Annotated in this window: 11 protein-coding genes; 1 reads left to right on the top strand and 10 read right to left on the bottom strand. The window is 41.6% G+C overall.

All coding sequences use genetic code 11. The annotated features are described in order from the left end of the window. Positions 1–10 precede the first annotated feature (10 nt). Positions 11–1,555, bottom strand: a complete 1,545-nt coding sequence (locus JMY09_RS11325; protein ID WP_201623703.1) for a transcription antitermination factor NusB — start codon at positions 1,553–1,555, stop codon at positions 11–13. Between the two features lie 69 nt (positions 1,556–1,624). Continuing rightward, entirely contained in the window at positions 1,625–2,653 is a 1,029-nt protein-coding gene (fmt, locus tag JMY09_RS11320; protein ID WP_379606717.1) for a methionyl-tRNA formyltransferase, read from the bottom strand. 565 nt (positions 2,654–3,218) lie between these two features. On the opposite strand from fmt, the gene JMY09_RS11315 reads away from it, so the two are divergent. Next, positions 3,219–6,071: a response regulator gene (locus JMY09_RS11315; RefSeq protein WP_201623701.1), complete on the top strand. Its 2,853-nt coding sequence runs from the start codon at positions 3,219–3,221 to the stop codon at positions 6,069–6,071. Positions 6,072–6,280: 209 nt separating this feature from the next. Here the strand turns inward: JMY09_RS11315 and JMY09_RS11310 are convergent, their stop codons facing one another. The 8 genes from JMY09_RS11310 to rpmH form a co-directional block, all read right to left on the bottom strand. After that, positions 6,281–6,943, bottom strand: coding sequence for a riboflavin synthase (locus JMY09_RS11310; protein WP_201623700.1), 663 nt, complete (start codon positions 6,941–6,943; stop codon positions 6,281–6,283). A 387-nt stretch (positions 6,944–7,330) separates the two neighbouring features. Then, entirely contained in the window at positions 7,331–8,386 is a 1,056-nt protein-coding gene (ribD, locus tag JMY09_RS11305; protein WP_201623699.1) for a bifunctional diaminohydroxyphosphoribosylaminopyrimidine deaminase/5-amino-6-(5-phosphoribosylamino)uracil reductase RibD, read from the bottom strand. A 52-nt stretch (positions 8,387–8,438) separates the two neighbouring features. After that, the gene (gene nrdR / locus JMY09_RS11300; RefSeq protein WP_201623698.1) at positions 8,439–8,906 is read right to left on the bottom strand and encodes a transcriptional regulator NrdR; all 468 of its coding nucleotides are present in this window, start codon (positions 8,904–8,906) and stop codon (positions 8,439–8,441) included. A 157-nt stretch (positions 8,907–9,063) separates the two neighbouring features. Continuing rightward, positions 9,064–10,506: a tRNA uridine-5-carboxymethylaminomethyl(34) synthesis GTPase MnmE gene (mnmE, locus tag JMY09_RS11295; RefSeq protein ID WP_201623735.1), complete on the bottom strand. Its 1,443-nt coding sequence runs from the start codon at positions 10,504–10,506 to the stop codon at positions 9,064–9,066. A 227-nt stretch (positions 10,507–10,733) separates the two neighbouring features. After that, positions 10,734–12,422 carry a membrane protein insertase YidC gene (yidC, locus tag JMY09_RS11290; RefSeq protein WP_201623697.1) on the bottom strand — a complete coding sequence of 563 codons (1,689 nt, stop codon included), beginning with the start codon at positions 12,420–12,422 and terminating at the stop codon, positions 10,734–10,736. A 198-nt stretch (positions 12,423–12,620) separates the two neighbouring features. Then, complete coding sequence (gene yidD, locus JMY09_RS11285) at positions 12,621–12,998, bottom strand: membrane protein insertion efficiency factor YidD (RefSeq protein ID WP_201623696.1); 378 nt, start codon at positions 12,996–12,998, stop codon at positions 12,621–12,623. Position 12,999: 1 nt separating this feature from the next. Then, the gene (gene rnpA, locus JMY09_RS11280) at positions 13,000–13,371 is read right to left on the bottom strand and encodes a ribonuclease P protein component (RefSeq protein ID WP_201623695.1); all 372 of its coding nucleotides are present in this window, start codon (positions 13,369–13,371) and stop codon (positions 13,000–13,002) included. 224 nt (positions 13,372–13,595) lie between these two features. After that, complete coding sequence (gene rpmH, locus JMY09_RS11275) at positions 13,596–13,730, bottom strand: 50S ribosomal protein L34 (protein WP_007394757.1); 135 nt, start codon at positions 13,728–13,730, stop codon at positions 13,596–13,598. Positions 13,731–14,351 lie beyond the last annotated feature (621 nt).

The following is a 14,351-nucleotide window of genomic DNA, read 5'->3' as shown; positions in this document are numbered from 1 at the left end:
TTGAACCTATTTATCCTGTCGTCTTCATCAACAACGCATAATAAAAGCCGTCACCGCTGTCGCTATCTATTGGCAGACACTGACGACCAACTTCTTGTGCAATGCCCCAATTACAGTCTGCAGTGAATTCGATAGCACTAGCATCCGTATGATGTCTCATAAATTCTTGGATCTGCTCAACGTTTTCTTGCTTTAATATGGAGCAAGTGATGTATAACAAATAGCCACCAACTTTTAATTGTGGCCATAGATTATCCAAGATCTCAGCTTGCAAACGCGCGGTTTGTTCTACGTCTTCCTCGGTTCGTAAGATACTGATATCAGGATGACGACGAATAACACCAGTAGCGGTACAAGGGGCATCTAGCAAGATGGCGTCAAATACTGGAGCATTGTTATCGGCTTGCTTGTTCGCTCCTTGCCAGCGCGTAGCATCAGCACAAACAATATCCAGTTTGACTTGCTCTGACTGCTCTAGATTTAGACGCTCTAGGTTCTCATAAATACGAGTAATACGCGGCGCTTCATTATCGATAGCGGTTAGTTTAATGCTGTATTTCTGATCGGTGCTATCATTAGTATCATTAGCATCAGTATGTTTCACATGAAACAATGGTGATTGACTATCAGTAGTTAATAGCTCTAACCAATGGGCAAGCTTACCGCCAGGAGCAGCGCAGGCATCTAAAATCTGCAAATCATCCACATTGCTCTCAGTGCTCACCTTGTTGATAAATGCTTGATTGATCAAAGGTGCCGCCAATTGAGCATACATATCTTGAATACTAACCACCCCTTCAGCGAAGGAAGGTAAACCGCTCACTGCTGTGGTTTGCTCTAAACGTAACACTGAGGTATTAACCTTAGTAGTCTGCTGCTGATTAGGCAGTTGAAAAGCACTGGTTATCTCTACCAAATCAGCGCTGATATCAGCATCAAACAAGCTCTGCTGATAGATACTAACATCAGTAACTGCAGAATTTACTCGTAAAAACATTGGCGCAGGTTGGCGCAGACCTTGCATAAGATCGTCATATTCAGCACTCCAATCTTGCTTAAGCTGATAAGCAAGCCAATTAGGCAAGCTGTGCTTTTTATCACACTTTTTACGGAACTTGCTTGGGTTCTTGGCCACTTTGCGCAAAATAGCATTTACTAGACCCGTAGCATGAGCAAACTCGATCTCTTTTGCCGCTTCGACGGTTTCATGAATAGCCGCATGATCAGCCACTTGTAAATACAGCAGCTGGGTCAGACCTACTTGAATAGTCGTGCGTACTTCTTTTTCATCAATAGGGTTGTCAGCCAGACTATCTAGTAGGCGCTCGAGCGCATACCACTGGCGCAAAGTGGTCAATAATAATGCGTGAGCAAAACCTTTATCGCCCTCGTGCAGACTATTGAGTAGCGGATCTAATACACTAGATAATGACTGACCATTTTGGATAGCTAATAAAGTTCGAATCACACGTACACGTACGCTACCAGTCATTTTTAAGTTACTTGATGGCTTGTTTTTATTATTTCTAGGGCTATTAGACGTGGTTTGTCTCATATTACTTGATTTCCTATGCCTATTGGGCATCTGTGTTGGCTTATTAAAGGGAGCTATAACTATAAATTATTAAGGTGCATCGTTACTAAATTGGTCACCGTCATTGAGCTGATTGCCATGACAAATTTGTTCAGCATTGACTGACTTACTACCAGCAAACTGTAATTCAGTGATAGCGATAGTGCCAGCGGGCTGTTGGATAGAATCATCTTGTTGACTATCATCAACTGCGATCCCACAAGCGACTAAAATTGCTTTGCGTCCAACACTGACAACCTTGCCAGCAGTTTCGTGGGTTTGTTGGCTAGTATTAACCGGTAAACTGGCCAAAATCTTGACTCGCTGGCCTTGTAAAAAGGTATACGCACCCGGCCAAGGGGTTAGACCCCGAATATGTCTTTCAATTACTGCGGCAGGCTGTGACCAGTCAATTTCGCCTTCAGTTTTGACTAACTTTTCGGCATAATTGGCTTCACTATTATCTTGGCTAATAGCCTGCTGTTGATAGCCTGCTAGATCTTGTAGCACAGTAGTAATAGCCGTAGCGCCTAAAGCTGCTAGTTTGTCATGTAAGCCAGTTGCAGTGTCGCCGGAGTCTATAACACAGCTGACTTTATACAACATATCGCCCGTATCTAAGCCTTTATCCATCTGCATAATAGTAATGCCAGTCTCTTTGTCACCCGCTAATATTGCCCGGTGGATAGGAGCAGCACCACGCCAGCGCGGCAAAAGTGAAGCATGAATATTGAGACAACCATAAGTAGGCATAGTTAACACCCCAATCGGCAAGATCAGTCCGTAAGCTGCGACAATCATTAAGTCTGGCTGATAACTGCGTAGTGTTTCTCTAGCCGCTATACCTTCTGTCACTGATTTTTTAAAAGTAGCTGGTTGCTCAACAGGCAAGCTATGCGCCAAAGCCACTTGTTTGACCGCCGAAGCTGATAGTTTTTGTCCACGCCCCGCTTTTCGATCCGGCTGAGTGTAGACGGCTACTATAATTATATTCAATGCGTCTTGTTGAGCTATTAAGGCCTCAAGACTAGTAGCTGCAAACTCAGGCGTACCGGCGAATACTACTCGTAACGGTTGCATCTTATTAATACTAGCAGGATGCTCATTATCTAAACTTTGCGTAGGGCTTAAACTAGGGTCGGAATCATTTATAGCGGTCATGTTTATCATCGCAGCTTAGTAGGTAGGGTTTATAAATTGCAGATAAGTGCTCGCTGTATTATAAGTGAGTTTATCGCGTTGTGCCATGCTTGTGGATAAGGCGTGTTCAACCTTCAATTATAGCGCTGCTAGTTCAGTCTTTAGGGCAGCTGCTAAAATCACTCTGTAGTCGTTATAAATAGTATTTAGCAACCCTTACCTATTATAATATTAGTTGATAATAATAAAAACACATCGGCATTATCCGCAATTTGTATCTTATCTGATACATAGCTTTAATCTACTATTAGCCATCAGCAACGTTTATTCGTCAACTGTCCACATACCCACAGTTACACTGAAAATAGTTGTCCATGTTAAAATGCTTGAACAAACTTTGTAAGCCCTTTACGGTTAGATTTAAGAGGACAGATAATGAGTATTATCTGGTTATTAGACCATCACTATCATACTGCACTTTGCGGCAGATATAGGATTAAGTGATATGCGGAAATTCAGGTCACTAACGCGCTTGCTCATATTTTATACTTTGAGCTTGCTTATCATGCTGACCTTGTATTATGTCATGATGTTCTCGTTGCTAAAAACCAATAATCAGCAGTATAGCCAAACGGTATACGAGGCTCTACATTACGAGATATCCAAAAACACTACTCTTACCGATGTTGAAATGCTGGCCCTGTTAGATAAACCTTTTTTTGAAGGCGTCAGCTATCAAATTATCTTAATGTTGCCCTCTGGGCAAAGCTATGTGCACCGCTATACTAGACCAGGAGAAAAGAGGTTTACTACTGTTGTTTTTCCAAAGCTTGCCAAATCAGTTGCTCCTAATAATAGTTATCAGTTGACCAATAATACGCTGACAGGAGTCATCAAACTGCGAGGCGGACATCAAATCTATATAGTGCTGCGTCACAAGCCTATGGATATAAATTGGCTGACTTACCAGTACTGGTTGCCTCTATTGTTGGCCCTGATTTTGTTTACGGTGATGTTGGTATATACCCTTAAGCGCCGATTAGATTGGTCACAATTACTCAATTATATCGAGAATATGGCCACTACCTCTAAAGATATCTACACCCTACCTCCTTTCGCGCAAGCCCCCTCCACTGAAGAGTTCATACGCTTAGGTCATGCTCTAGGGCGAGTCAATTATCAGCTGCATACCAATTATCGTCGTATTAACACCTTGAGCCACCGGCTAGAACGGTTAGTAGATCAAGCTCCTCTACCTATGCTAATGGTGATGCGTCAAGGTCAAATTAGCTTTTTTAACCAACGCTTTGAGCAGGTTTTTAATACCCTCTTTCAGCGCGACAATGACTACAATCTGACAGACTTTGTCACTGGTATCGACCCTACAACCCAACAGCTGCTACAAAAACTGTCATTGCAACGGGTAACTCGTACCTTAGTAGTCTATGGCTTAGAGAATAAGCAAACCTATCAGTTACACATTACCCCTTGGTTTGGGGAGCATGGTCAAGTACATGGCTTTACTGTGCTATTAAATAATGTCGATACTTTTACCAAGCAACTCGAAAGTGAAAAGTTAAAAAACCAGCAGTTACAGCTACAGGTCAAAGAGTTTGCTCAGCTTAGATCCGTTATTGGTCATGAATTGCGCACGCCACTAAGCGCTATCATCGGTACCCTTGATATAATAGAAGAATCTGCTTTTTCGCTCAAGCAACAAGATATTTTACATACCCTAAAACAATCTAGTCACTCTATGCTAGCGATGCTCAATGACATGCTAGATGTAGCAAAAATAGAAGCAGGAAAAACCTCAATCGCCAATGAAGCTACTGATATCTTTAAAATCAATCAGCATGTGGTCGACCTTATGGCTGGCAGTGCTTATAAAAAGAATATCGATCTGCTCTATTTATTTATGCCTGAGTGCCCTCGTTTCATCGATACTGATGCTAAGCGCTTACAACAAATCATTCTCAACCTAATGAACAATGCAATTAAATTCACTGAATCAGGCTATGTGGCTTTAGTTGTAGAGCCAGTCACTCAGCAAAAAACTACGCAAAATAGAACCAAAGGCTTGGCCAAACATCCTCCTACTCAAAATAACTCTTCTGTTGCTACCGATCAGTATCATTGGATTCGCTTCAGTGTTATAGATACCGGTATAGGTATTGCTGAAGATGAAAAACACTCGCTGTTTTCTTATTTTAATCAAGCCAATGCTCAGATCAGCCATAAGTTCGGTGGGACAGGTCTTGGACTGGCTATATCTAACAGTTTCGCCCAACTCCTTGGAGGATTTATCCAACTCGATAGCGATGGTCGCTCGGGCAGTACTTTTGCCCTCTACTTACCCTGTAGAGCGCCCACTTATCACCCTACTTATTACTTCCATGCTAACCTAACCCCTATTTATCTGGTCGCTATCGTTAAACATGACCTGTATATTGATTACCTGCGCAGACTTTGCCATCACTTATCTATCAGTGCTGATATCTACTCTATTAACGAGATGCCAGCTGTAGCTGAGATCACAGAAAAACTGCAGCATAAAAGCGAAACCTCAGCGCCGTTATTACTACTTGATTACGATAACCAACCCATAAGCATAGCCAACTCAGTTGCTGTTGCTACTAGTGCCGATGTTAGTATTGATAACAATACAGCTGGCACTATACCTCAGAGTAGCTTAGAGGCTCTGCTCGCCATGCCCTCACCAAAGATTCTATTGAGCATGAAGATGGTGCGTAATATCTCATCTACTTATCTAGATCAGTTCGATGGGTTTTTGCATAAGCCTTTAGATGTCACTTTATTATTATCTGAAATCATTCGCTTAACTCAGCCAAAGCTACTGGCAAACTCATCTGCATTACTGATGACTACTAACGAACCGGTAACCCCTAAAGCTTTGGTACCACCAGAGCTCCAAGCTCCTAACGTTACAGAAATCCAAAGTGATAGCGATCAAGTTATAAAGCAGCCTATAGAAGCCTTAATCTTAGTAGTTGAAGACAATATTATTAATCGAAAAGTAGCCTGTAAACTGTTAGATCAGTTAGGTTATCAGACTATCGTTGCTGAAAATGGCAAACAAGCCTTACAGCAGCTAGCGGCAACCGAGCAGAGCATTGCACTTATTTTGATGGATTGTCGTATGCCAGTGATGGATGGGATGGAAGCGACACGAACTATTCGAGCCCAAGGCAATGATATTCCTATAGTAGCGCTCACCGCTAATGACTCTGTAGAGGATAGGGAAGCTTGTAGGAAGGCCGGAATGAATGAATTTTTGACTAAACCTATTAATAAGCAGCAACTTATTGAGGTACTACAGCGACTCATTAATAATTAATAGGCGTAACCGCTAGGCTATAAAAAGTTAACACTTGAATATAGAGCTTATAATCTCTTAGATCTCCAGCAGTTAGACTACTAAAAGCCAATAACTGCTGCTCAGTCAGCTATCAACCAGCGTATATTAGGCTGATTGATGGCTAGTTGGTCATTCAATTAGTTAATTGATCTAACTGAATTTGATTTAGCTAAAACTTGATAAATCTGTTATCTCATAAAGCCATTATCTGCTAAAAAACTCTCAGTAATAGCACTAGGGGCTGGTGAAGTATCTGTTTTTTTATTCAACAAACGCTCTAAATAACGCGCAACCAGATCTACCTCGACATTGACTTTATCGCCGACTAACCAGTGCTTAGCAATATTAGTCACTTGCGCAGTATGAGGAATAATATTTAAACAAACGATATTATCACGTACCAGATTAGTAGTCAGGCTAATGCCATCAAGAGTAATAGAGCCTTTAGTTGCTGTGTAATGCGCCAACTCAGCTGGAATTTCGATTTCGATGTAAATAGAGCGAGCGTCTTGCTTTAACTTGCTTACTACCCCCACACCGTCAACGTGACCAGAGACAATATGTCCGCCAAAGCGAGTGGTAGGCAGCATCGCTTTTTCTAAGTTAACCACATCACCCGCTTTTAAATCCTGCAGCGCAGTACGAGCTATAGTTTCACGTGAAACATCAACAGCATAATAGTTACTACCTAAATCGACTACTGTCAAACAAATCCCATTAGAAGCGATGGAATCGCCTAGTGAAATATCACTAAAATCTAAATCATTGGCCTCAATAACCAAGCGAATATCACCACCGACAGGCTGCATAGTCTTGACACGTCCAACACTTTCTATAATTCCAGTAAACATATTAACCTCTTTGTATTATCGCTGTTGGTTTGATCATCAGCATACTTATTCATCGCTTGCGTTTCAATGGCATAAGTTGTGGATAAGTATGGAATGTTTGTAGCGTTTAACTGTGTAAATCAGCCATCTGCAAAAGTTATCCACAATAGCTAGTAAATTAAATTGTAGCGGCAATGGTACTGATACCTCTATGCAAAGTTAAGCTCAGTAAAGGTTTGAGCTGATTATAAACGGTTACTCATAGTCTATAAGTTTCATGTGAAACAAAGTTATACACAGTTTCATGTGAAACCTTATGTTCAGTATAGTAGTTATCCACATTAACGGACTATTTAACCCCTACTGTGGATAACTCCTTGAGGTTATATCTTTGATTGTATTGTCTAATTACAATGGCATGAGAGTGATCTTAAGGTCAGAACCAAGTTGCTCATGGCTATGATAATCAAAGCGTAATTGCTGCGCTAAAGATAAAGGATTAAAATCAACCATAGCTTTAGCTTGGGCCCCTAATAAACAAGGCGCTTGATAGACAATTAGCTCATCAACTAGCTGCGCACTAAGAAAGCTACCAGCCACTTTAGCACCCGCCTCAATCAGCACCTCATAACAATGATGCTCGCTGACTAATCTAGTTAATAGTTCTGCTAGCTCGTTATCACGCCAATAGAGGGTGTCACTATCACAACATAACTGGTAGTCAGATTTTGGATCATAAGCTAAGCGCTGACGTCTATCAAGTATCACTAGCTTTGGTTGCGGTATTTGCGCAAGCGCTACCCCTAATTGCGTGGAGCGTACGTTCAGCTGTGGATTGTCTGTGATAACCGTTTCGCTACCAGTGATAATAGCTGCGCTTTGCGCCCGTAGCTTCTGTACATCCTCGCGCGCTGCTGCACCAGTAATCCACTTAGACTCTCCTGACGCCATAGCTGTACGACCATCGAGGCTAGTAGCTATCTTTAACCGTACATAAGGCATTTGCGTACGCATTGCTTTTAGAAAACCACGATTAAGCGCTTCTGCTTGGCTAGTCAATACCCCAACAGTTACCGCAATACCTGCCTGCTGTAACCACTTTACCCCGCGACCCGCTACTTGTGGATTAGGATCTAAACCGGCGACCACCACGCGCTTGATACCCGCTTCAATCAACGCCAATGCACAAGGTGGTGTACGTCCAGTATGACTACAAGGTTCCAAAGTTACATAAGCCGTTGCTCCTAACGCTTTACTGCCAGCGTCTCTGAGCGCAAATACTTCAGCATGTGGCTGTCCTGCTTGTGGATGAAAGCCTTGCCCTACTACTTGTTCTGCTTGCACTATCACGCAGCCTACTGCTGGATTAGGGCGAGTAGTATATTGTCCACGTCGGCCTTGTTCGATAGCTAGCATCATAAAATAGCTATCACTAGCATTTCGACTAAGGTTAAAAACTGACATACAAGCACCACGCTTAATAAGAAATAATCGATTGGCAAAAAAGTAGTGAAAACTAACTATCGTCTTTATCAGCGGGGCGAATATTAGCTATCTCTTGATGAAAGGCATCGATATCTTGAAAATCGCGATAGACACTAGCAAAACGTACATAAGCTACATCATCTAGAGATTTCAGTTCGCTCATGATAATTTCGCCTAAGACTTTGCTACTGATTTCGCGTTCCCCCATTTGCCGTACGCGCTTTTCAACACGGCTAATCATAGCTTCTTGCTCATCAATAGTAATGGGACGCTTCTGTAACGGCAATTGAATAGAGCGGCGTAGTTTCTCATTATCATAAGGTTCAATTTTGCCACTTGATTTGATAATCCGTGGCATAACGACTTCTACCATCTCAAAGGTAGTAAAACGCTCTTGGCAACTACTACAGACCCGACGACGACGTACTTGCGCTCCTTCTGCTGCTAAACGTGAATCAATGACCTTAGTCTCTGAAGCGTTGCAATAAGGACAGTGCATGCGGTGTTCCTTTTTATGGGTGCCAATTATAACTGCCGGTTACAGGTTTCATCTATGGATGTCAGCTACAAGTATCAATATGAGTAACAGTATGAGTATGAGTATGAGTATGAGTACTAATTATGCATATAGATGATCTATAGCTAGTGAGCTGCCGCTACTTACCTATACAAAAACTACCAAATATTTTACCTAACAAATCATCAGCGCTAAAGGCACCCGTGATCTCGCTCAAACTATGCTGAGCTTGACGCAAACTGTCAGCCACTAGCTCTCCTGCCTGAAAGACTACCAATTGCTCATGGGCTTCATCCAAATAAAGCAGTGTTCGTCTCAATGCATCTAAATGGCGGGTACGGGCAATAAGACTGTTTTCGGGAGGGTGAAAGCCTACTTTAGCACAAAGCGTTTCGATAAGATTTTCAATACCCGCCCCTGTTTCACATGAAACATTAACTTGCTCATATCCTTGGCCGTTATTAGCATCAGTATGAATAAACGTGGAAACTATATTGTTTGTCTGACTTGTCTCAGTAAGGCCATTAGATAGCTGGACAGTTTTATCACTATTCTGCGGTAGTAAGTCGCTTTTATTAGCAATAATTAGTAAGCGTTTGGCTTCTGGTAACTCACCAAATAGCTGCTCTGCTAATTGAATAGGGGTGCTACCGCCTTCTATATCACGAGTCACATCATAGACCAACAGTAGCATGTCAGCTTGGGCGATAGCGGTACGAGCACGGGCTATGCCGATACGTTCAACCGTATCTTCAGTCTCACGCAGCCCTGCGGTATCGGTTAAATGTAGCGTCAAACCATTCAACACTACTGTCTCTTGTAGCGTATCGCGCGTAGTTCCAGCAATCTCAGTAACGATAGCGCGCTCTTGCCCTGCTAGCCGATTGAGTAAGCTGGATTTGCCAGCATTAGGTCGGCCTGCTAATACCACATGAATACCATCACGTAATAACTGACCCTGTTTGGCCGTCGCTAATACTAGTTGAATCTGCGCTTGGGTTTGTTCCAGTTTATCTTGAATAACGCCATCGGATAGAAAATCAACGTCTTCTTCATCAGGAAAATCAATAGCCGCCTCTACATGCAGACGCAGATGAATCAGTTGTTCTAACAGTTGATTGATCTTTAGTGAAAACTCACCACTTAATGAGCGTATAGCGCTACTAGCAGCAGCAGCGCTAGTGGCATCGATTGCATCAGCAATAGCTTCTGCTTGTACCAGATCGAGCTTATCATTATCAAAAGCTCGATACGAGAACTCTCCCGCGTTTGCTTGCTGCGCGCCCAGCTCAAAAACGCGTGCTAATAGCTGATTCTGCAAAATCATACCACCATGGCCTTGTAGCTCAATCACATCCTCACCAGTAAAAGAGTGTGGCGCATTGAAATATAACACCAGCCCTTCATCGATGATCGTACCATCAGCTTGATAAAAGCGACAAAAACTGGCTAAGCGTGGGCTAAACTTGGTCTTACCCGTCAACTGACAAGCGATGGCGTAAGCTTTGCTACCAGACAGGCGGATGATACCTACTCCACCACGGCCAAGCGGCGTTGCAATAGCAGCAATGGTAGTGGTCATAGAGGGGGCAGATAAAACAGGTAGGTCAGTCGACGTCGCCGCCGTTGCGATAGAATTCACAACCACTCTCAATAGCTAAAAACTCTATTATAGACGGCTAGACTAATCCTGACAAAGCAAACTTCAAATAGCCAGATATCTACCTTATAACCATTGTGCTTATTAGCAGATTTTAAATAAAAAAAACCACCGCCGTAGCGATGGTTTTTTACTATTAGCGGATATATCTATCCTTCTAGGACTTTCACGGTACGATGCTTCTGCTCTTCTTGTACTTTTTTGTTGATCAAGTACTGTTGGGTCATACTGAATAAGTTATTCACTGTCCAATATAGTACTAGACCTGCAGGGAAGAACAACATAAATGCGGTGAAGATAATCGGCAAAAATTTCATTACTTTTGCTTGCATAGGATCAGTAGGCTGTGGGTTTAACTGCTGCTGAACGAACATAGAAGCGCCCATCAGTAACGGTAATATAAACCAAGGATCCATCGCTGATAAGTCATGAATCCATAGAATCCATGGTGCATGACGTAGCTCAACGCTCTCAACTAAGACCCAATATAGCGCTAAGAAGATAGGCATTTGCATTAGAATAGGCAAACAACCAGCCATAGGATTTACTTTTTCTTCTTTGTAAATCCCCATCATCTCTTGTGACATCTTCATGCGATCATCGCCATGCTCTTCTTTTAGAGCCTGCAATCTTGGAGCGATAGCGCGCATTTTCGCCATTGAATAGTAGCTCTTATTAGAGAACCACATCAAGGCAATTTTAACTAAGATAGTTAAGAAGATGATCGACCAACCCCAGTTACCAATGAGGTTATGAATACCCTGTAGGATAGCAAACAACACCTTAGATATCGGCCATAACAAACCATAATCAACGGTCTTATTTAGGCCAACCGCCAAATCTTTGAGCTCAGACTGTACTTTTGGCCCCGCATAAAGAGTCGCATTCAAGGTGACTTGCTTATTGGTAGCTACATTAATAGGTTGGCTGTTAAAACCAATAAAGTAGTCGCCTGCGGTTTCACGGCTAAAAAAGCTACCGGTAAAGTTCTGCGGTGTCCATGCTGATACAAAATAATGCTGCACGATACCAACCCAGCCACTATCACTACTAACGGCTAACTTACCATCACTAAAGTCTTTGAACTTAAGCTTATTGTATGGGTCATCAGGAGTTCCCCAAGCGCCGCCTAAGTAAGTTGCCATACTTAGCGCACCTTTATCAGACATACCAGGATCTTTACTAGCATCACGCTTTAACTGAGCAAACATTTGACCTTGCCATGCAGTTGCAGACTTATTCTGAATCTGGTAGCTGACATCGATAGGGTACTTATCTGCGGTAAAAGTGAAGGTCTTAGTAATCGTCACCCCATCTTTTTGATAAGTAAGCGGTACTGACAAAGTCTGCTGTCCACTTTGCATAGTATAACTAGTAGCACTATGACTATAGTTAGCTCGACCAGCAGCGGTATCGATACCGTTCGGTCCAATCAATCCTGATTGTGCTACATAAACGCGATTGCTATCGTTCTCTAGCAATACAAAAGGCTCATCACTATCGAGTGTTGCATCATACTGCTTAAGTGCAGCGTAGACGATATCACCGCCCTCTGGGCTGATTTTGATGTCATAGCGATCAGTAGTAACTGTGATTAATCCGGCGTCTTTAGCCGCTGCCGATACTACTGCACTACTAGTACTAGTAGGTAGCGTTTGTATCGGAACATCACCAGCTGCACCGGTAGTCGATGGAATATCAGCGCCTAATGAGCTCGTCGCTTCTTGCACAGGATCTACCGCAGGTGCATCGGCATAATCATCTCGCCATGCCAAAATCAGCAGATAAGCGGTGATTAGCATCGCTATGATGATCATCACCCGAAATATCTTTTGCATAAACCTTTCCTACATTAAAAATTAGGGAATGAAAAATTAGGCATGTGTCATGACTAACAGATAAGCAGGCAAAAAAAACAAACTACTATATCCGCAATCATTTACATAAAATGTGCATCATTTTACTAAAAAACCACTCTAAATGATACCAACAGTGTGGATAACTTGTGGATAACTTACCATAGTTATCCACAAGGCTCATTGATATCTACTCATTAGCTGGTTCAAACGCACCGTATAACTAGTGTTGTCGCGATAAACATTACTGCCTACATAAGTTTTAAAAGAGCGCTTATTGACGTCATTACTGCTGCTGATAAAAAAATATTTATAGGAAGCTAGTGGCAACGGCACAAAGTCAATGCCATGTCCACCTAGAGGATGACAACGCCCAATTCGTTTTAGGAGCAACCAACTACCTGCTAGGCCTCCATGCCAAAGCAAAGCCTGTCTGCCATAATTTGAGCAAGTTGGATAATAACGACAGCGCGCAGGTATTATAGGACTAATTATTTTTTGATAAAAAATAATTAATTTAAATAAAACAAAATATATAAAATTATTTATAAATTTCATTCTATTTGATTTTTAATTTATTAAATATATTATTTATTTCAATTTTTAAATCTTTATTATTCAATTCTTTTACAGATTTTTTAACTATAAAAACTATATCTTTGTTTTCTAACTTAGAAGCTTGTACTCGAAAGTTTTCACGAATCTGTCTTTTGATCAAATTACGCATCACTGCAGTAGGTACTTTACGCTTAGTAATAGCCATACCTACTCGTGGTTGCTCACAGTTGTTGCTACGCACAAAGGCCATTAGATGGCCTTGATGTAGCTTGCGCTCAGGGGCATCAAACACTTCTCTAAAGGCTGCTGGAGTAAGCAAGCGTTGCGCCTTAGTGAAGCGTGTAGTAGACAGCGTTAATTGATTATTAGACATAATACAACCTAAAGTAGAGGCTAGTAGTAGCGATAAGCTTAGCGTTAAAGCCAGTAGTATAAAATAAAGCGACAAAAAAAGCGCCGATATGGGCGCTTTTAATATAGGGCTACAAGTAAGTTTTGGACAATGATTATCATATTCTAAAGCTATCAGATTTCAAATCACCACAGCCTCAACAATCACTATAAGCCATAATCATCTTATATCTGTATGGAATTGATCTACACAGTTAGGCGATGACGACCTTTAGCGCGACGACGAGCCAGTACTTGACGACCTTTTTTAGTGGCCATACGAGCACGGAAACCGTGAGTACGCTTGCGTTTGATCACGCTTGGTTGGAATGTACGTTTCATAACTCACCTATCAAAATAATGGACTAAATTCGCAATAATGCAGGATTATATCATTACAGAAAATATAGGTCAATAAACTAATTAATAGTTTTGCTAATGGGTTATCGATAACTGCTAATGATTAGCTCTTTGATGGGTGCTTGGTTATCATTCTTTGATCGCTCTGAATTGAATTTTGATTTATAGATTATCGACTGTTTTGAAATAGTTATCCACAGATTTTGTTGAATTCCATAATAACTAAAGATTAATATATATTAGTATTGTTGTTATTGGGAGCCCTATAATCTGAGGATAAGTCGGAATTATCTTTAATTATCAAAATCTTAAACTATGGATAACCTTGTGGACAAGCTGTGGATGAAATGGGGGTAACTCACTAATTAAAGTTATCCCCAAAACTATCCACAGGGTTATCCCCAAAAAACAGGATGTTATCCACAGGCTAATTGTGTTAAATTAGCCAGCTAGTTATGCTGCTAATTTTTAAGTTACTCTAGCCAATAAGCGCCAGTCTTCTACTCTGAGCGTTAGCGATGATCAAAGTGATTAATAGTACGCATTGAAAGTCACCAAAACTAAGGTTTAGGGCTGATAATCGGCCTTAAGCTCAGTAAAAGT

Origin of the sequence: Psychrobacter urativorans (genome assembly GCF_904846695.1) — a bacterium.
Classification (GTDB): domain Bacteria; phylum Pseudomonadota; class Gammaproteobacteria; order Pseudomonadales; family Moraxellaceae; genus Psychrobacter; species Psychrobacter urativorans.
The sequence above is the reverse complement of the archived record's forward strand: the minus strand, read 5'-3'. Positions and strand labels throughout refer to the sequence as shown.